This is a genomic window from Streptomyces sp. NPDC023481 (assembly GCF_055560195.1).
Genome location: NZ_JBVHJE010000001.1, coordinates 225,243 through 243,174 on the forward strand (window position 1 = coordinate 225,243; position 17,932 = coordinate 243,174).

General features: G+C 73.8%; 16 protein-coding genes. 12 read left to right on the forward strand and 4 right to left on the reverse strand.

Features of this window, described 5'->3' with window-relative positions:
- The first annotated feature begins 41 nt into the window (after window positions 1-41).
- Entirely contained in the window at window positions 42-1,736 is a 1,695-nt protein-coding gene (locus tag ACZ3ZD_RS01080) for a hypothetical protein (RefSeq protein ID WP_467392182.1), read from the forward strand.
- Window positions 1,737-1,773: 37 nt separating this feature from the next.
- Here ACZ3ZD_RS01080 and ACZ3ZD_RS01085 read toward each other — a convergent pair whose 3' ends face one another.
- A complete protein-coding gene (locus tag ACZ3ZD_RS01085; RefSeq protein WP_467392184.1) occupies window positions 1,774-3,111 on the reverse strand; it encodes an ABC transporter substrate-binding protein in 1,338 nt (445 codons plus the stop codon).
- 117 nt (window positions 3,112-3,228) lie between these two features.
- Here ACZ3ZD_RS01085 and ACZ3ZD_RS01090 point away from each other — a divergent pair, with 117 nt between their 5' ends.
- Both ACZ3ZD_RS01090 and purU read left to right on the forward strand, forming a co-directional pair.
- A complete protein-coding gene (locus tag ACZ3ZD_RS01090; protein WP_467392186.1) occupies window positions 3,229-3,729 on the forward strand; it encodes an SCO4402 family protein in 501 nt (166 codons plus the stop codon).
- 46 nt (window positions 3,730-3,775) lie between these two features.
- On the forward strand, window positions 3,776-4,660 hold the full coding sequence (gene purU / locus ACZ3ZD_RS01095; protein WP_467392188.1) for a formyltetrahydrofolate deformylase: 885 nt from the start codon (window positions 3,776-3,778) through the stop codon (window positions 4,658-4,660).
- A 45-nt stretch (window positions 4,661-4,705) separates the two neighbouring features.
- On the opposite strand, the gene ACZ3ZD_RS01100 is transcribed toward purU, so the two are convergent.
- Window positions 4,706-5,089, reverse strand: a complete 384-nt coding sequence (locus ACZ3ZD_RS01100) for an STAS domain-containing protein (protein ID WP_467392190.1) — start codon at window positions 5,087-5,089, stop codon at window positions 4,706-4,708.
- 333 nt (window positions 5,090-5,422) lie between these two features.
- Here ACZ3ZD_RS01100 and ACZ3ZD_RS01105 point away from each other — a divergent pair, with 333 nt between their 5' ends.
- Together ACZ3ZD_RS01105 and ACZ3ZD_RS01110 are read left to right on the forward strand one after the other, a co-directional pair.
- Window positions 5,423-5,980: an RNA polymerase sigma factor gene (locus ACZ3ZD_RS01105; protein ID WP_467392192.1), complete on the forward strand. Its 558-nt coding sequence runs from the start codon at window positions 5,423-5,425 to the stop codon at window positions 5,978-5,980.
- Window positions 5,977-7,365: a zf-HC2 domain-containing protein gene (locus tag ACZ3ZD_RS01110; protein WP_467392194.1), complete on the forward strand. Its 1,389-nt coding sequence runs from the start codon at window positions 5,977-5,979 to the stop codon at window positions 7,363-7,365. The genes ACZ3ZD_RS01105 and ACZ3ZD_RS01110 overlap by 4 nt, the downstream gene beginning before the upstream one ends.
- A gap of 19 nt (window positions 7,366-7,384) precedes the next feature.
- Here the strand turns inward: ACZ3ZD_RS01110 and ACZ3ZD_RS01115 are convergent, their stop codons facing one another.
- Window positions 7,385-8,893: a class I adenylate-forming enzyme family protein gene (locus tag ACZ3ZD_RS01115; RefSeq protein ID WP_467392196.1), complete on the reverse strand. Its 1,509-nt coding sequence runs from the start codon at window positions 8,891-8,893 to the stop codon at window positions 7,385-7,387.
- An 86-nt stretch (window positions 8,894-8,979) separates the two neighbouring features.
- Here ACZ3ZD_RS01115 and ACZ3ZD_RS01120 point away from each other — a divergent pair, with 86 nt between their 5' ends.
- The 4 genes from ACZ3ZD_RS01120 (at window position 8,980) to ACZ3ZD_RS01135 (ending at window position 13,412) form a co-directional block, all read left to right on the forward strand.
- A complete protein-coding gene (locus ACZ3ZD_RS01120) occupies window positions 8,980-10,176 on the forward strand; it encodes an amidohydrolase family protein (protein ID WP_467392198.1) in 1,197 nt (398 codons plus the stop codon).
- Window positions 10,176-11,309 (forward strand): acyl-CoA dehydrogenase family protein, encoded by a 1,134-nt coding sequence (locus tag ACZ3ZD_RS01125; RefSeq protein WP_467392200.1) that lies wholly within the window; start codon window positions 10,176-10,178, stop codon window positions 11,307-11,309. The genes ACZ3ZD_RS01120 and ACZ3ZD_RS01125 overlap by 1 nt, the downstream gene beginning before the upstream one ends.
- A gap of 2 nt (window positions 11,310-11,311) precedes the next feature.
- Window positions 11,312-12,412, forward strand: coding sequence for an acyl-CoA dehydrogenase family protein (locus tag ACZ3ZD_RS01130; protein ID WP_467393245.1), 1,101 nt, complete (start codon window positions 11,312-11,314; stop codon window positions 12,410-12,412).
- 526 nt (window positions 12,413-12,938) lie between these two features.
- Complete coding sequence (locus ACZ3ZD_RS01135; protein WP_467393247.1) at window positions 12,939-13,412, forward strand: ATP-binding protein; 474 nt, start codon at window positions 12,939-12,941, stop codon at window positions 13,410-13,412.
- A 268-nt stretch (window positions 13,413-13,680) separates the two neighbouring features.
- Here the strand turns inward: ACZ3ZD_RS01135 and ACZ3ZD_RS01140 are convergent, their stop codons facing one another.
- On the reverse strand, window positions 13,681-14,607 hold the full coding sequence (locus ACZ3ZD_RS01140) for a cyclase family protein (RefSeq protein WP_467392202.1): 927 nt from the start codon (window positions 14,605-14,607) through the stop codon (window positions 13,681-13,683).
- Between the two features lie 102 nt (window positions 14,608-14,709).
- Between ACZ3ZD_RS01140 and ACZ3ZD_RS01145 the strand changes: the two genes are divergently transcribed.
- From ACZ3ZD_RS01145 to ACZ3ZD_RS01155, 3 genes are read left to right on the forward strand one after another with little or no spacing between them, the layout of a single operon-like run.
- Window positions 14,710-15,624: an SDR family NAD(P)-dependent oxidoreductase gene (locus ACZ3ZD_RS01145; protein WP_467392204.1), complete on the forward strand. Its 915-nt coding sequence runs from the start codon at window positions 14,710-14,712 to the stop codon at window positions 15,622-15,624.
- Window positions 15,625-15,648: 24 nt separating this feature from the next.
- Window positions 15,649-16,797 (forward strand): acyl-CoA dehydrogenase family protein, encoded by a 1,149-nt coding sequence (locus ACZ3ZD_RS01150; protein WP_467392206.1) that lies wholly within the window; start codon window positions 15,649-15,651, stop codon window positions 16,795-16,797.
- Window positions 16,797-17,846: a Zn-dependent alcohol dehydrogenase gene (locus ACZ3ZD_RS01155; protein WP_467392208.1), complete on the forward strand. Its 1,050-nt coding sequence runs from the start codon at window positions 16,797-16,799 to the stop codon at window positions 17,844-17,846. The genes ACZ3ZD_RS01150 and ACZ3ZD_RS01155 overlap by 1 nt, the downstream gene beginning before the upstream one ends.
- Window positions 17,847-17,932: the final 86 nt, after the last annotated feature.

Here is a 17,932-nt window from a genome sequence, read left to right on the forward strand (position 1 = left end):
GAGCCGACGATTCACAAGGTCCCCCATTAGTAGGAGTCCCGGTGACGCAGAGTGGACAGGGCGAGGAGCCCTCGGCGCGGACCGCGCGCGAAGGCATCGTGCTGCCTTCCGACGGAGGCGAGCCCCTGCTGCCGGGCATGACCGCCACGCCCGCCCCCGCCCCTCCGGCCGGCGGGCAGGCCTGGCACGGCTCCTGGGGCCCCGGGCAGCAGCCGCCCCAGCAGGACCAGCACCAGCACCACGGTCAGGACCAGCACCAGGGCCGGCACTACGGTCAGGACCAGCACCAGGGCTGGGCCCCGGAGCCGCAGTGGGGTGGCCAGGAGCAGGCCCCGCCCGCCGCGAACCCGGGCCCGCTGCCCCCGGAGGGCGCCCCGTCCTACGGCGGCCAGGCACCGTCCTACGGCGGCCAGGAGGGCCCCTACGGCGGCTACGGCGCCCCGCAGCAGCCGGGCTTCGGGCCGCCCGACGCCTACCAGCAGCACCCGCAGGCGCCCCAGCACCAGCAGCCGTACCCCGGAGCGCAGCCCCAGTCGGCCTACCCGGGCGCCGGGGCCCCGCTGCCCCCGACCGCGGACGGCGCGACCCAGTACCTGCCGCCGGTGCCGGCCGGTCCCGCGGACGAGGGCGCCACCCAGTACCTGCCGCCCGTGCAGGCCGCACCGGCCGACGGCGCCACCCAGTACCTGCCGCCCGTCCCGGGCGGCCCCGGCGGCGAGGCGGCCACCCCGTACATACCGCCCGTCGCGGCCGGCGCGCTGCCGCCGGAGTCGGGCGGCGAGGAGACCCGGTACCTCGGCCAGGTGCCCCGGCAGACCGCGCCCGCGCCCTCCGACGCGGAGGCCACGCAGTACATCCCGCCCTACGCCGCCCCGACCCAGGCACAGCCCCGGGTCCAGGCGCAGGGGGGCGACCGGCAGCCGCCCGCCGAGTTCGACAACCTCTTCCGCGGCGGCCCGGGGGGCGACGGCCCGGCCGGGGCCACCCAGCAGCTCCCGCGCGTCCCGCAGCCGGACGCCTACCCCGGCCCGGCGCAGACGTCGTACCGCCCGCCGCAGCCGTCGTACGACGCGGGGCCCGACGACGACGGTGGCCGGCGCGGGGGCCGGTCGCGGGTGCCGCTGCTCGCGGCGGCCGGTGTGGGCATCGTCGTGCTCGGCGTGGGCGCGGGCGCCCTGCTGAGCGGGGGCGGCAAGGACAAGGACAAGGCCGGTGCCGACCAGACGGTCGCCGCCGCGTCCCCGGCCCCCAGCGAGGGTTCCGCCTCGCCCGGCGCCGACCCGGCCCGGCAGCAGGCGGTCGAGTTGGACAAGCTGCTAGCGGACAGTGGCAGCAGCCGCTCCTCGGTGATCCAGGCCGTCGCCGACGTCAAGCGGTGCGACAACCTGGACCAGGCCGCCTCGAACCTGCGGGACGCGGCCGGGCAGCGGGGCGGGCTGGTCACCCGGCTGGGGAAGCTGTCCGTGGACAAGCTGCCGGGCAACGCGGATCTCACGGCCGCGCTGTCCAAGGCCTGGCAGGCGTCGGCCGCGGCCGACAACCACTACGCGGCCTGGGCCGAGCAGGCCAAGAACCGCAAGATCTGCCGCAAGGGGCACGCCCGCACGACCGGGGAGACCCAGGCCGGCAACCGGGAGAGCGGCACCGCCACCGCGCAGAAGTCGAAGGCGGCGGCGCTGTGGAACGCGATCGCGCGCAAGTACGGCCTGACCGAGCGCCAGCCCACCCAGCTCTGACCGGCCGCCCGTCGGCGGACCCCGCCCGCGGGGTCCGTCACGGCACGTCAGCGCGCTCCAGGGTCGAGGTCATGTCGGCGATCCCGTCGGCGCCGCCGATGACCCCCGGGGCCGCGACCAGCCTGCCGCCGCGCACGACCTGGAGCGTGACGTCGGCGTTGACCAGCCGCGGGAAGCCGACGCCGGCGAGCCTGCCCTCGTAGGGCCAGTGCAGGGCCGGGGTGAGCCCGCCGGTGGAGACCCGCAGGCCGCCGTCGAGGGTGTGGCGCACGGTGTCGGCGCTCACCTCCCCGTCGCCGATCCGCTCCAGGACGGCTCGCAGGACGGTGTAGGCGATCCACGTGGTCTGCACGCCGGCGTCCGCGGGGTCGATGCGGTTGTCGCCGAACGCCTCCTCGTTGATCACCTTCTTCATCGGGTCCCAGCGCGGGTCGGAGGCGACCGGGTACCAGCCGGTGATGTACGACCCCTCGTACGGCCCCGTCGCCCCGCCGGTGGCGTTGATCACGGTCTGGTCGACGCTGCCGAGCACGGTCGCGGTCCGCACGTCCGGGAAGCTCGCGCGGGTCCGCCGGAAGGAGTCCATGAAGGTGTCCGTGCGGTCCCCGAGCGCCGGCACCACGCAGCCCTTGTGGGTCACGGCCCCGGTGCCGCCCCTGGTGGCGTACCGCAGCGCCCGCTCGGCCTGGCCGCCGTACTCGGTGGCGTCCTCCGCGGCGAGCTGGTCGCCGGCGTCCGGGTGGCCGCCCGACTTCAGCCCCGAGTCGAGCATCGCGGGCAGCTCGTCGCCGGCGATGCTGTCGGGGCGGACCAGGGCGACGTGGCCGCACTCGGCGGCGAGGGCCTTGCCGAGACCGGCCAGCAGGGCGGGCTGGCCGCCGTTGACCGGGTAGGACATGGCGCCGGTGAACTCGTCGTTCGTGACGCCGTAGCCGCCGATGTAGGGGATGCCGGCGCCTTCCAGCGGGGCGAGGTAGGAGTCCGCGAACTGGCTGTAGGAGCCGACGACCGCGACCACGTTCTCGGCCGCCGCGCGCCGGGCGCACCTGGCGGCGCCCACGCTGTCGTTGTGGTCGTTGCAGGTCATCACCTGGAGCCTGCGGCCGTCGATGCCGCCGTGGGAGTTGACCCACTTCGCGTAGGCGCGGGCCATCGCGGGCATGCCCGGCTTGTTGGTCGCGTCGGTGTCCTGCGGCGCCCAGGTCATCACCTTGACCGGGTCGTCCCCGGAGCCCCCCGTGGTGCCGGGGACGACCCCGCACGCGGTGGTGAGCGACGCGCACAGGGCCACGGCGGCCGCGGCGAGGGCGGCGGCTCCGACGGGCCGGGGAAGGGCGGGGAAGGGGGGACTGCACGTGCGTCGCCTGCCGGTCATGCGCACACACGATTCCCTCACAGCACCAACCCGGGAGTGACCCTCGGTCAACGGAACGTGACGCGTGGGTGAATTACAGGGTCCGGTGGGGTTCGGGGGACGGGGAACGTACGATCGATGACCGTGCAAGGTTCGGAGAACACTTCCCGTCGCGGCCGTCGCTCCTCCACCATGGGCGGCATGCCCTTGAACGACATGCCGTGGTGGCGGTGGCGCGGCAACGTGCGCTCGGCGCTGCACATGCTCTCCGACCCGGTGTTCCAGCGGGACGTCTGGCTGGCCGGCGCGGACGGCTACGGCGACGTGACGGACGCCGTGTACCGGCTGGTGGAGGACACCTGGCTGGACAACTGGTCGGCCGAGAAGTACGTCGGCACCATATTCAGGGACTCGCAGGAGGCGGCGCTCGTCGACACCGCCGTGCTGCGGGTGCTGCGGATCATGCACCAGGTCGGCCCGGACGCGCCGGTCGCCGTGTACATGGAGCACCCCGGCTGGCCGGACGCGGTGCGGGCGGCGCGGGACGCGCACGTGCGGATGTCGGTGAGCGACGGGGAGGACCCGGACGCGCCGCCGAAGAGCCTGGAGGTGCTGCGGATCCTGACCAGGTCCGCGTAGCGGACGGCGGCCCGCGCAGGTGGGCCGGTGTGGGACCCTGTGGTGCATGACCGACCAGTCCGTCTCCCCCGCCGCCGCCCCGGCCGACCAGTACGTCCTCACGCTGTCCTGCCCGGACAAACAGGGCATCGTGCACGCCGTGTCCAGCTACCTGTTCATGACCGGCTGCAACATCGAGGACAGCCAGCAGTTCGGCGACCACGACACGGGACTGTTCTTCATGCGGGTCCACTTCTCGGCCGAGCCGCCGGTGACGGTGGACAAGCTGCGGGCGAGCTTCGCCGCGGTCGGTGACTCCTTCCACATGGACTGGCAGATCCACCGGGCCGACCAGAAGATGCGCATCCTGCTCATGGTCAGCAAGTTCGGGCACTGCCTGAACGACCTGCTGTTCCGGGCGCGGACCGGCGCGCTGCCGGTGGAGATCGTGGGCGTGGTCTCGAACCACACCGACTTCGAGGAGCTGGTGGGCTCCTACAACATCCCCTTCCACCACATTCCGGTGACGAAGGACACCAAGGCGCAGTCCGAGGCCCGGCTGTTGGAGATCGTGCGCGAGGAGCAGGTCGAACTGGTCGTCCTCGCCCGTTACATGCAGGTGCTCTCGGACGACCTGTGCAAGCAGCTGAGCGGCCGGATCATCAACATCCACCACTCGTTCCTGCCGAGCTTCAAGGGCGCGAAGCCGTACCACCAGGCGCATGCGCGGGGCGTGAAGCTGATCGGCGCGACGGCGCACTACGTCACCGCGGACCTCGACGAGGGGCCGATCATCGAGCAGGAGGTCGAGCGGGTCGGGCACGGCGTGACGCCGGACCAGCTGGTGGCCATCGGGCGCGATGTGGAGTGCCAGGCGCTGGCGCGGGCGGTGAAGTGGCACGCGGAGCGCCGCATCCTGCTCAACGGCCGCCGCACGGTGGTGTTCGCCTGAGCGGTACGTCTCCCCGGGCGCGGTGGACCGGCCCGGGACCGGTGTTCAGGCCGACAGGGGGTCCGCGTCGTCTTCGGTGACGGCGGACTCCACGTCGGGGCGGACGTCGAAGAGGCGGCGGACGCCGAGCGCGCCGAGGACGCGGTTGACGTGCGAGCCGTCCTCGGCGCCCCGGTCCGGCAGGATCAGCCGCAGCCGGCCCTGACAGGAGCGGATCAGCCGGCGGGCGGCGATGAGGACGCCGACCCCGCTGGAGTCGCAGAAGAACACGTCGGAGAGGTCCACGACGAGGCTGTGGTGCCCCTCCGCGACGACGTCGTGCACGCGGTGGCGCAGCACCGGAGAGGTCATCAGGTCGAGTTCCCCGGACACCCGGAGCACGGCCCACTCGCCCCGTTCCACGCCGGTCACGTTGAATGTCACGGCCATGCCCCTCCGCTCGCCGGTTCCCGGAACCGCCCGGATGCGGAAGCAGTTCCTACGTTTCTTTCCGCGCGGCTGCCCAGCGGCCGTTCCCTGAAACTTGATGCGGCAAACGGTCGGCGATCGTCAAGGGACTTGTTTCGGTCACTAGTGATCCTGTTCGATCAGAGATACGCACCCCCGGTGTGAAGGTTGTGTGAAGGGGGCACTATCACCTGCGGCCCTTCCAGGGGCGCACATTGACACAAAGGGGCGTGCGCTGTCAGAGGTGCCGACTACATTCGAGAGGACAGGACCGACAGGCTGGACGCGCCGGACAGGGGGAGGGGAGGGGACCGCATGGCCGGAAAGGACGTACCGCCCCGCTGGGACCGCAAGATGCAGCAGCGGCTCGCCCGCGGTGAGGCGGCCGCCCTCGGCGAGCTGTACGACCGCTTCGCCTCCCTGGTGCACAGCCTCGCCCACCGCGTCCTCGGCGAGGAGCCGGCCGCCGACGCCGTCACCCGCGAGGTCTTCACCCACGTCTGGGAACACCCCGAGACCTACGACCCCCGGCAGGGCACCCTGCGCTCCTGGGTCGCCGCCGTCACCCACCGGGTCGCCGTGCAGCGGCTGCGGGACCGGGAGGAGCGGGACGAGCCGCGGCACGAGGAGCGGGAGAGCACGGTCCGCCGCGCCTCCGTCGCCGCCCGCGCCGACTACATCGTGCACTCCATGCCGGCCCCGCTGCGCGCCGCCCTGGACCTGGCCTACGTCCAGCGCCGTGACTACCGCCAGACCGCGGCCGACCTCGGCGTCACCGAGGACGAGGCCCGCCGCCGGCTCCGCCTCGGCCTCCAACTCCTGTCCAGCGCCCACGACACCGGCACACCGCCGGGATACCGGGGTGCGGTGTGAAGGGGGCGGACCGGTTCGACTCGGATGACGGGCCCGACGGGTACGACGGGCCGGACGGACGCGAGAGGTACGACGCCCCCGGCGGGGGAGACGGCCACGGGGCGGGCGGCCACGGCGGAGGCTCCGGGGACGTCCCGCGCGGTGCAGGCGGCCCCGGCCCGGGACCGGCCCCGCGGATACCCACGCCCCGCGCCTCCGTGGAGGACAGCGGGCGCGCGCTGCCCGACCTCGCCGACCTGGGGGACCTCGCACCCGTGCCGCTAGACCTGTCGCACGACGTCCTGAAGTCGCTGCTCGGCGCCTGGGCGCTGGCCGCCTGCTCGGCCGCGGAGGCGACGGCCGTCGAACACCACCTGGGCGGCTGCGGTGACTGCGCCGACGAGGCACGCCGGCTGCGCGAGGCGGTCGGCCTGCTCCAGCAGCCGGAGAGCCTGGACCTGAACCCCGGGCTGCGCACCCGCGTCCTGGAGAGCTGCCTGAACCGCCGGCCGCCGCGCATCCCGGTGCCCGACTGGGCCGCGCCCTACGACGCCGAGACCGCGCGGCTGGACGCGCTGCTCCAGGACTTCGGGGACGCGGAGTGGCACGCGCCGGTGCGGCTGCGGTGGTTCGAGGCGGACGCGCCGACGAGCCGTCGTACGACCGTCGCCGGGGTGATCGCGCACCTGCTGTCGGTGGACGGCCTGATCGCCGGCGCGCTCGGCCTGGCGGACCCGCTGGCCGGGGTCGCCGGAGCGGCGGAGGACGCCACCGGCCCGGCCGGGCGGACGGAGGCGTACTGGCGGGCCTCGCACTTCCCGCCGACGCGCTCGGTGCGCGGCCCCTGGCGGGAGCAGAGCCACGGCCTGGTGCGGACGGTGTCCTTCACCGGCGGCCACGCCGGCGGACTGGAGGTGTCCTACGGCGACTTCGCGCTGCCGCTGCACGACGCCATGCTGGACCGCGCCTTCGAGTGCTGGGTGCACGCCGAGGACATCGCGGAGGCGGTGGACTACCCGTACGAGCCGCCGGCCCCGCGCCACCTGAACCGGATGATCGACCTCGCGGCCCGGCTGCTGCCGACGGTGCTGGCCGCGCGCCGCCGGGCGGGCCTGTCCGTGCCGGGCCGCCGCACCCCGCACCTGGTGCCGGCCGGCGCGCCGGGCCGCAGCCTGCGCCTGGAGATCGAGGGCGCGGGCGGCGGCGAGTGGCTGATCCCCCTGGACTCGCCGGCGGCACGCGGCTCCGCGGACCTGGAGGTGGCCCATGTCGCCCTGGACGGCGTGGAGTTCTGCCGGCTGGCGGCGGGCCATGTGCCGCCCGCGGAGGCGGCGGCCGGGCAGCTCGGCGACCGGGAGGCGATCAGCGACGTGCTGCTCGCGGTGGCGTCCCTCAGCCGCATGTGACCGCAGAGGTGGAGGAGTTCTAGGGCGCCGGGCGCGAGAACCGCTCCCGCAGCCGGTACTTCAGTACCTTGCGCAGGGTGTCGTTGCGTGGGAGGGCGTCCACCACCTCCAGCCGTTCCGGCAGTTTGTGCACGGACAGGCCCTTCGCGCGGAGGAAGGACACCACCTCGGGCAGGGTCAGGCGGGCCGCGCCGGGCGGCTGTTCGAGGACCGCGCAGAGCAGTTCCCCGCGGTCGGGGTCCGGCAGGCCGATGACGGCCGCGTCGGCGACCCCGGGATGGGCGGCGAGCAGGTCCTCGATCTCCCGTGCGGAGATGTTCTCCCCCTTGCGGATGATCACGTCCTTGAGGCGTCCGGTGAGCACCAGGTGCCCGGACGGGGTGAGGTGCCCGAGGTCCCCGGTGCGCAGGAAGCCGTCGGCGTCGAAGGCCGCGGCGGTCTGGGCGGGGTCCAGGTAGCCCTGGCAGACGGCCGCGCCGCGCAGCCGCACCTCGCCGTCGACGATCCGGATCTCCATGCCCTCGGGGGGCCGCCCCTCGGTCGTCGCCAGGTTCTCCGGGCTGTCCTCGGGGTCCCCCATGGTGATCATCGGGACCTCGGTCATGCCGTAGCCGTGGGTGAGCTGGACGCCCAGCTCGCGGACCACGGCGTGGTACAGCTCGGGCGGCTTGGGGGCGCCGCCGCCCGCGAGGAGCCGCAGGGAGGGGATCAGCCTCTCGCCCGGCCGCTCGCGCTGCGCGGCCAGGAACAGGGAGTAGAACGCCGTGGAGCCGCCGGCCACCGTCACCCCGTGCCGCCGGTACTCCGCCAGCGCCTCCGGCAGCGCGAAGTGCTCGGACATCACCGCCGGGAAGCCGTACAGCAGGAGCATCACCGTGTAGTCGGGGCCCGCTATGTGGGCGTACGGGAAGGCCATCGAGCCGACGTCGGCCGGGGTCAGGCGCAGCGCGTGGGCGAGGCAGGAGCCGCCCGCGAGCAGTGAGCGGTCGGTGTGCAGGACGCCCTTGGGGTCGGAGGTGGTGCCCGAGGTCCAGTAGATCCAGCGGACCGAGGTGCCCTCCGCGGGCGGCGGCGGCAGGACGGACGGGTCGCCGTCGGGGAGGGTGTCGTAGGCCTCGAAGACGCCCCTGGCGCCGAGGCGGTGCGCCATCCGCGTGTGGTCGTGGCCCCGCCAGACACCCGGTACGGCGAAGAACTCCGCCTTCGACTCGCGCAGCGCGAAGCCGACCTCCCGGTCCCGGTAGAAGGGGATCACCGGGGACTGCACGGCGCCCAGGCGGGCCAGCGCGAAGGACAGCAGCGCGGTCTCGATGCGGGTGGGCAGCTGCCAGGCGACCACCGTGCCGGGGCGCACCCCCATGCCGTACAGGCCCGCCGCGACCCGTTCGGCGCCCTCCCGCAGGCCCCCGAAGGTGAGCGTCCGGTCGCCCTGGAGCAGTACCGGGCGGTCGGGGGTGAGGGCGGCGCGCCGGTCGACCAGCTCCCACAGCGTGCGGGCGGAACTCAGGGCGTGCGGGGTCTGGTCCACGGGTGCCCCCCTGCTTGGCTGACGACTCGTCAGCTGTCATGCTATCTGACGGACCATCAGATAAGTACCGTCCGGCGGAGGGGACCATGGCGACCGAACTGCCCCGCATCATCAGCGTCGACGACCACGTGATCGAGCCCGCCCACCTCTTCGAGACGTGGCTGCCCGCCAGGTACCGGGACCGGGGACCGAGGCCGCTGACCGCCGGCATCGGGGAACTGGCCTACGTCGGCGGGAAGTACCAGATCACCATGGACCCGCAGGGCCAGCCCACCGACTGGTGGATCTACGAGGACCTGAAGTTCCCCTACAAACGGAACATCGCCGCCGTCGGCTTCGACCGGGACGAGATGACCCTGGAGGGCATCACCCGGGAGCAGATGCGGCCGGGCTGCTGGGACCCGGTCGAGCGGCTGAAGGACATGGACCTCAACCACGTCGAGGCCTCCCTGTGCTTCCCGACCTTCCCGCGTTTCTGCGGGCAGACCTTCGCCGAGGCCCACGACAAGGAGGTCGCCCTCGCCTGCGTCCGTGCCTACAACGACTGGATGGTGCAGGAGTGGTGCGGGGACAGCGGCGGCCGGCTGATCCCGCTGTGCCTGATCCCGCTGTGGGACGTGGAGCTGGCGGTCGCCGAGATCCGGCGCAACGCCGCGCGCGGGGTGCGGGCCGTCACCTTCTCCGAGATCCCCACCCACCTGGGGCTGCCCTCCATCCACTCCGGCTACTGGGACCCGTTCTTCGCCGCCTGCCAGGAGACCGGCACGGTCGTCAACATGCACATCGGCAGCAGCTCCCAGATGCCCGCCGCCTCCCCCGACGCACCGCCCGCCGTCCAGGCGTCGTTGAGCTTCAACAACGCCATGGCCTCGATGATGGACTACCTCTTCAGCGGGGTCCTGGTGCGGTTCCCCCGGCTCAAACTGGCCTATTCCGAGGGCCAGATGGGCTGGATCCCGTACGCCCTGGAACGCGCCGACGACGTGTGGGAGGAGCACCGCGCCTGGGGCGGGGTCAGGGACCTGATCCCCGAACCGCCCTCCGCGTACTACTACCGGCAGATCTACTGCTGCTTCTTCCGCGACAAGCACGGCGTCGCCTCGCTGGACGTCGTCGGCCGCGACAACGCCACCTTCGAGACCGACTACCCGCACGTCGACTCGACCTTCCCGCACACCAAGGAGGTCGCCCTCGACCATGTGAAGGGCCTCGACGAAGAGACCGTGTACAAGCTGATGCGGGGCAACGCCATCCGGATGCTCGGCCTGGACCTGGACCGCTAGTGGACCTCTCCTGCACGCCCGAGGAGGAGGAGTTCCGGGCCCGGCTGCGGGACTGGCTCGGCACGGTGCTGCCCACCCTGCCGCCCGCGCCGGCCCCGGACGACTGGCCCGGCCGCCGCGCCTACGACCTCGGCTGGCAGCGGATGCTGTACGACGCCGGGTACGCCCACGTGCACTGGGACGCCTCCCCGACCCTCCGGCTGATCTTCCTGGAGGAGACCGAGAAGGCGGGCGCGCCCTACGTGGGCGCCGGCTTCGTCGGGCTGCTGCACGCCGGGCCGACGATCGCCGCCGAGGGCACGCCCGGGCAGCGGGCGCGCTGGCTGCCGCCGATCCTGCGCGGTGAGGAGGTCTGGTGCCAGGGGTTCAGCGAACCGGACGCCGGCTCCGACCTCGCGTCGCTGCGCACCCGCGCGCGCAGGGACGGCGACGCCTACGTGGTCACCGGCTCCAAGATCTGGACCTCGCACGCCGAAGTCGCCGACTGGTGCGAGTTGCTGGTCCGCACCGACCCGGACGCGCCCCGGCACCGGGGTATCACCTGGCTGGCCCTGCCGATGGACGCCGAGGGCGTCACCGTGCGGCCGCTGCGCACGCTCGCCGGGTCGGCGGAGTTCGCCGAGGTGTTCCTGGACGAGGTGCGGGTGCCGGTCGCCAACCGGGTGGGGGAGGAGAACGACGGCTGGCGCGTCACCATGGTCACCCTCTCCTTCGAACGCGGCACCGCGTTCGTCGGCGAGGTCGTCGCCTGCCGCCGGGTCCTCGGCGAACTGGCGCGCACGGCACGGGAGAACGGCCGCTGGGACGATCCCGGGCTGCGCCGGCGACTGGGCCGGCTCGACGCGGAGTTCCGCGCGCTGTGGCGGCTGACCCAGTGGAACGTGAGCGCGGCGGAGGCGAGCGGCGGGGTGCCGGGCGTGGGCGGCTCGGTGTTCAAGCTCCGCTACTCGCACGCCCGGCAGGAGCTGTACGACGCCGCCGCCGAGGTCCTCGGCCCGGACTGCCTGGACCTGGACCGGCCCTGGGTGCTCGACCGGCTGTCCTCGCTGTCGTACACGATCGCCGCCGGCACCTCGCAGATCCAGCGCACCATCGTGGCCGAGCGGATCCTCGGCCTGCCCCGGGGGAGGTGACCGTGCGGTTCCGGCTCACCGACGACCAGGCGGCCCTGCGGGCGGGCACGCGCGAACTGCTGGGGCGGTGCTTCGGGCGGGAGGCGCTGCGCGCGGCCGTCGACGCGCCCGGCCGGCTCGACCGGGCCCTGTGGCGGACCCTCGGCGAGGCCGGGTTCTTCGCGCTGCGGCTGCCCGAGGCGGACGGCGGGGTCGAACTGGGCCTGCCCGAGGCGGTCCTGGTCTTCGAGGAGGCGGGCCGGGCGCTGCTGCCGGGGCCGCTGGTGGCCACGCACCTCGCGGCCGGGGACGTACCCGGCGCGGCGCGCGGGGAGACCGTCGTGGCCGCCGTCGACGGGGAGCTGGCGGAGTGGCTGGACGCGGCCGACGTGGTCCAGGGGGACCCCTCCGGCGCCGTACCGCTGCGCTCGGTGGACCCGCTCACCCCACTGCACCGGGTACCGTCCGCCGGGCCGTCCGGCTTGGCTACGGGGCCGTCGGAGTTCGCTGCCGGCTCGCCGAACCTCCCCGCCCAACGTCTTGGCCCCGCTGACGGCTCGCCGAACCTCGCTGCCGGTCCGCCTGGCCCCGCTGCCGGGCCGCCGCACCTCGCTGCCGGGCCGCCGAACTTTGCCGCCGGGCCGCCGCACCTCGCCGGAGCGCTCGGTCCCGCCGCCGCAACGCCGGACCCCGTCGCCGTCCTGCTCACCGCCGCCGAACAGCTGGGCACGGCCGGGCGCGTGTGCGAGCTGGCCGTGGAACACGCCCGGCGGCGCACGCAGTTCGGGCGGCCGATCGGCGCCTTCCAGGCCGTCCAGCACCTGTGCGCCGACCTGCTGGTGCGCGCCGAGACCGCCCGGGCCGCCGTCTACGCGGCCGCCGTCACCGCCGACCCCGCCGACATCGCCGCCGCCCGGCTGCTCGCCGACGAGGCTGCCGTGCAGGGGGCCCGCGACTGCCTCCAGGTGCACGGCGGCATGGGCTTCACCTGGGAGGCGGACGTGCACCTGCACCTGAAACGGGCCTGGGTGCGGGCCCGGCGCGGCGGCGGGAGCGCACAGGGCGCGGAACTGCTCGCCGCAACGCTGGCGGACTGGACCGGCGGCGGTGTCCCGGGCCCCTGAACCCGACAAGCTTTGGCCTACGATGTCGCGGATCGTGGCGTACCGGAATCACTGAGCGTTGATACCGGGTTGTGTCCTGGTCGAGACTCGTCACGGCCCGGAGTCGGGCGGGTGCTCGGGTACCTTGTGTGGGATGCGAGTGGCTGCGCGTACGAGCCGGGCCGGCGGTCCCCCTGGGACGGTGCCGGGCCGCGGGGTGTGCGCCGCTGCTCGCGGGGCGGTCGCGGCCGCGACCGCCGTTTGTTCGACTCCCCGGCACGAGCGTCGCACAGTATGCCTCACGCGTACTCCTTCGCGCGGGAATATGCCCGAAGCGCTTGTTGGGGTGACTGTACGTCAACCATGCTGTCTCGCAAGGGAGTCACAGACCGTGACCCCTGCTCTGGCCGTTGTTCTGGCCATGCAGAAAATGGCTACGATCGTGGCCCTCGTCGTGATCGTCGCCACGGCAGACGCCGTGGCGCGCGGTCGGCGTGGGGTCATGTGTCCGCCGGTTCGGATGGTGTGAGCGGTGCAGGTGCTTCAAGTGCAGCTGGAGATCCGGCCCGACCCCGCGGAGGTGGGGAGAGCCAGGAGGTGGGCCCGCTCGCGGCTCGCCGGATCGGGGATAACGGCCGACGAGCCACTGGCCGAGACCCTGATCCTGCTCGTCTCGGAGCTGGTGACCAACGCCGTGGTGCACACCGGCCGGCCGGCCGTGCTACGGCTGTGTCTGCCGGCCCCGGCCGCCGGGGAGTGTGCGTCGGCCACGGTCCGGGTCGAGGTCGCGGACGGCAGCTCACGCGCCCCCGTGCCCCGCTGCGCCGACGACGACGCCACCGGCGGCCGGGGCCTGGCCCTCGTGGACTGCCTGGCCGACCGCTGGGGCTGGAGCCCCGACGGCACCGGCAAGAGCATCTGGTGTGAGCTGGACCGCTGTTCACCGCCCCGACAGAGCGCGGCGGTGGCGTACGGGGGCGGACTGTCCGCGTACGAGGGTCTCGCCTTCGAAGCCGTGTAGCCACCGGGAGCGGTGATGCGCCGGGGCGTGCAACCGTGCGCGGGTGCCGCGAGCAAGGTGTCGCAACACGACCCCGTACCGGCGTTGACGTCCTCTGGACGGCTGATCAGGCTGGGGTGCGTCGATTCGCCGCGAGGGGACGGCGAGGGCCGCCCGGGGGTTCGGTGGTCCTCGTCGAGGGTGGGTCGCAGCGGAGGGCGGCGCGTGACCGTGGGGGGAGGCGCGCCGCCCACCGCGACCGCACCCTCGCCGCTGCCGCCGTCGTACCTCAGAGGATCGCCACCGGAGCCACCGGCGTGCCCGTCGCGCCCACGAACGGCTCGGGCATCGCCGACAGCAGGAACGTGTACCGGCCCGTTTCTCCACAGGCTGTGGACAACTCTTCCAGATTCCAGTTCTGGCCCTGCAGCATCCCCATCTCCACCAGGTGCAGGGCGTGCACGGGCAGCCACAGATTCTCGATCTCGGGCGGAAAGATCTCGAACGTGAGCGTGTCGTTCGCGACGGCCGCCGCATCGCGCGCGTGGAACCACTCCGGGCAGCGCACCGACAGCCCCGGCGACGGATGGCCGTACCCGTGCCTGTCCCCGGCCAGCAGAACCCGCACCTGCCCGGTCCGTACGAGCACCACGTCACCGGCGCGCACCCGCGCACCCGCGAACTCCTCGGCCGCCTCTAGGTCCTCCGGCGTCACCGCGTGGCCGCCCGCCAGCCGGTCCACCCCCCGCGCGCGGGCCACGTCCAGCAGCACCCCGCGCGAGACGAGGTGGCGCACCTTGTCGATGCCGCTGAACTCGGCACCGCCGTGCGCGGTGACCGTGTGCGCCGGGCGCCCGTTGTAGAGCCGCCCGGAGTGCGAGACATGCGTCAGCGCGTCCCAGTGGGTGCCGGCCTGCAGGCCCATGGTCACCACGTCGTCGCTGCACGCCACCGTGCCCGGCCCGAACAGCTCCTGGTTGAGCTGCACCATCGCGTGCAGCGGATCGACCCGGCCCGGGATCACCCCCGTCTGCACCCCGTCCTGCCGCAGTGGGAGCGCCAGCGGCACACGGCGGCCGGTGCACACCTCGGCGGCGGCCGCGCGCACCACCTCGTCCGTGATCAGGTTCAGGGTGCCGATCTCGTCGTCGGCACCCCAGCGCCCCCAGTTGTTCACGCGCCCCGCGATCTCGTGGAACTCCTGCGCCAGCGGCATCCGGTGCCTCCCCGGGGCTTGTGCCCGCACGTGCGGCGGGCCATAAAATCTAACGGACCGTCAATCTAACGAACCGTCAGAAACAGCGGGAAGGGGCCGGGCATGGGGAACTTCCTGGCAGGCAAGGTCGTCGCCGTGACGGGCGCCGGACGCGGCATCGGGCGGGCGGTGGCCCTGGCGGCGGCGGCCGAAGGGGCCCGGGTCGTCGTCAACGACCACGGTGTGGCGGTGGACGGTGCCTCGCCGAGCAGCGAGGTCGCCGAGGCCGTCGTCAAGGAGATCGAGGCGGCGGGCGGGGAGGCCGTCGCGGTCGCCGACGACATCTCCACCATGGCGGGCGGGCAGCGGGTCGTGGACACGGCGGTGCGGTCCTACGGCCGCGTCGACGGGGTCGTGTGCGTGGCGGGCATCCTGCGCGAACGCATGCTGTTCAACATGACCGAGGAGGAGTGGGACCCGGTCGTCGCCACCCACCTGAAGGGCACGTTCACCGTGTTCCGGGCCGCGTCGGCCGTCATGCGCGGGCAGCGGTCCGGCACCCTCGTCGGCTTCACCAGCGGCAACCACCAGGGGTCCGTCTCACAGGCCAACTACAGTGCGGCCAAGGGCGGGATCATCTCCCTGGTCCGCAGCGCCGCACTGGGTCTGCACAAGTACGGGGTGACCGCGAACGCGGTGGCGCCCGTGGCCCGTACCCGGATGTCGGCGAACGTGCCGACGGAACTGGCGGAGATCGGCGAGCCGGAGGACGTGGCCGCGCTGGTGGTGTACCTGCTGTCCGAGAAGGCCGCCGCGCAGGGCGTCACCGGGCAGGTGTACACGGTCGCCGGGCCGAAGATCGCGGTGTGGGCGCAGCCGAGGGAACTCCGTTCCGTCTACGCCGAGGGCGCCTGGACGCCGGAGCGGATCGCCGGGGTGCTGCCGAGGTCGGTGGGGGTGGATCCGATGCCGATGCTCTCCGGGCTGGGGGCGATGGAGGAGGCGGCGCGGCGCCGGTCCCGGCCGAACGCCGGATGACCCGGGACGCGGGAGGAGGACGCCGTGGACTTCGGGTTCACCGCCGAGGACGAGGAGTTCCGTGCCGAGGTCCGGGACTGGCTGGGGGAGCACGTCGACGCCTCGGTGGGGAAGCGGGCCTGGGAGCGGACGCTCGGTGCCGCCGGCTGGATCGGGCTCGGGTGGCCGGAGCGGGGGTACGGCAACCGCACCGCACCCCTGACCCGACAGGTCGTCTGGGCCGAGGAGTACGCCCGGTCGGGGGCGCCGCCGCGCTCCGGGCACATCGGGGAGAACCTGCTCGCGCCCACCCTCCTCGCCCACGGCGACGAAGGGCAGAAGCGGCGCTTCCTGCCGCCCGTCGCGGCCGGCGAGGAGCTGTGGTGCCAGGGCTACAGCGAACCCGGCGCCGGATCCGACCTCGCCGGGGTGCGGACGGCGGCCGTGCGGGAGGGGGCGTCCTACCGGATCAGCGGGCAGAAGATCTGGACCTCGCTCGCCCACGAGGCCGACTGGTGCTTCGTCCTGGCCCGGACCGACCCGGACGCGCGACGGCACCACGGGCTGAGCTTCCTGCTCGTGCCGATGGACCAGCCCGGCCGGATCGAGGTCCGGCCCATCCGGCAGCTGACCGGCACGAGCGACTTCAACGAGGTCTTCTTCGACGGGGCGTACGCGCGCGTGGAGCACGTCGTCGGCGGGGAGGGCAACGGCTGGCGGGTGGCGATGAGCCTGCTGGGCTTCGAGCGCGGGGTGTCGACGCTGGCCCAGCAGATCGGCTTCGCCCGGGAGCTGGCGGAGGTCCTCGACACCGCCGTGGCGACCGGGGCCGTACACGACCCGGTGCTCCGTGCCCGGCTGGTGCGGCAGTGGGCGGGGCTGCGGGTCATGCGCTGGCACGCCCTGCGCACCCTCGGCGGCCCGGCCGGACCGGGCGCGCCCAGCGTCGCCAAGCTGCTGTGGGCCGACTGGCACCAGCGGCTCGGCGAACTGGCGGTGGAGGTCCGGGGCGCGGCGGCGGCCGTGGGGCCCGCGGACTGGTCACCGGCGTCGCCGTACCCGCTGGACGCGGCCCAGCACCTGTTCCTGTTCTCCCGGGCCGACACGATCTACGGCGGCTCGGACCAGATCCAGCGCACGATCATCGCCGAGCGCGTGCTCGGTCTGCCGGCCGAGCCGAAGGGGGCCGTGTGATGCGCGGTGTGGTGTTCGACGGGAGACGGGTCCGGGTGGTCGACGACCTGGCGGTACGGGAGCCCGGGCCCGGCGAGGTGCTGGTCGCCATCGCGGCGGCCGGGCTGTGCCACAGCGACCTGTCGGTGGTGGACGGCACCATCCCGTTTCCGGTACCGGTGGTGCTCGGCCATGAGGGTGCCGGGATCGTGGAGGCCGTGGGTGTGGGCGTCACCCATGTCGCGCCCGGTGACCATGTCGCCCTGTCCACGCTCGCCAACTGCGGTACCTGCGCGGAGTGCGACCGGGGCCGGCCGACCATGTGCCGGCAGGCGATCGGGCGCCCGGGGAGGCCGTTCACGCGGGGCGCGGAGCCGGTGTACCAGTTCGCCGCGAACTCGGCCTTCGCGGAACGTACCGTCGTCAAGGCCGTGCAGGCGGTGCGGATCCCCGAGGACGTCCCCCCGGCGTCGGCCGCGCTGATCGGGTGCGGGGTGCTCACCGGGGTCGGCGCGGTGCTGAACCGGGCGCGGGTGGACCGCGGGGACAGCGTGGTCGTCATCGGCACGGGCGGGATCGGGCTCAACGTCCTCCAGGGCGCGCGGCTCGCGGGCGCCCTCCGGATCGTGGCCGTGGACGCCAACCCGGCCAAGGAGGAGGCGGCCCGGCGGTTCGGCGCCACCGACTTCCTGACGTCGGCGGAAGGGGTGCGGGAGCTGCTGCCGACGGGGGCCGACCACGTCTTCGAGTGCGTGGGCCGGGTCGAGCTGGTCCGGCAGGCCGTCGACCTGCTCGACCGGCGCGGCCAGGCGGTCCTGCTCGGGGTGCCCCCGGCCACGGCCGAGGCGTCCTTCCTGGTCTCCTCCCTCTACCTGGACAAGTCGATCCTCGGCTGCCGCTACGGCTCCTCCCGGCCCCAGCGGGACATCGCCCTGTACGCCGAGCTGTACCGGCAAGGGCACCTGCTGCTGGACGAGTTGGCGACCGCCGCCTATCCGGTGGAGGACTTCGAGAAGGCCCGGGCGGACGCGGAGGCGGGGCGGGTGGCGCGGGCGGTGCTGACGTTCTGAGCCATCGCCGGAAACCGGCCCTTGTCCTGGCGGCCTGGCAGGCGCGGTGGCCGGAAGTTGTCCACAGGCCCGGGATATCGGGTCGG

What these genes read in the sequence shown, in the direction of transcription:
- ACZ3ZD_RS01085 (WP_467392184.1), bottom strand. Translation starts at nt 3,111, where the DNA reads ATGACCGGCAGGCGACGCACGTGCAGTCCCCCCTTCCCCGCCCTTCCC.
- ACZ3ZD_RS01090 (WP_467392186.1), top strand. Translation starts at nt 3,229, where the DNA reads ATGACCGTGCAAGGTTCGGAGAACACTTCCCGTCGCGGCCGTCGCTCC.
- purU (WP_467392188.1), top strand. Translation starts at nt 3,776, where the DNA reads ATGACCGACCAGTCCGTCTCCCCCGCCGCCGCCCCGGCCGACCAGTAC.
- ACZ3ZD_RS01100 (WP_467392190.1), bottom strand. Translation starts at nt 5,089, where the DNA reads ATGGCCGTGACATTCAACGTGACCGGCGTGGAACGGGGCGAGTGGGCC.
- ACZ3ZD_RS01105 (WP_467392192.1), top strand. Translation starts at nt 5,423, where the DNA reads ATGGCCGGAAAGGACGTACCGCCCCGCTGGGACCGCAAGATGCAGCAG.
- ACZ3ZD_RS01120 (WP_467392198.1), top strand. Translation starts at nt 8,980, where the DNA reads ATGGCGACCGAACTGCCCCGCATCATCAGCGTCGACGACCACGTGATC.
- ACZ3ZD_RS01140 (WP_467392202.1), bottom strand. Translation starts at nt 14,607, where the DNA reads ATGCCGCTGGCGCAGGAGTTCCACGAGATCGCGGGGCGCGTGAACAAC.
- ACZ3ZD_RS01145 (WP_467392204.1), top strand. Translation starts at nt 14,710, where the DNA reads ATGGGGAACTTCCTGGCAGGCAAGGTCGTCGCCGTGACGGGCGCCGGA.
- ACZ3ZD_RS01155 (WP_467392208.1), top strand. Translation starts at nt 16,797, where the DNA reads ATGCGCGGTGTGGTGTTCGACGGGAGACGGGTCCGGGTGGTCGACGAC.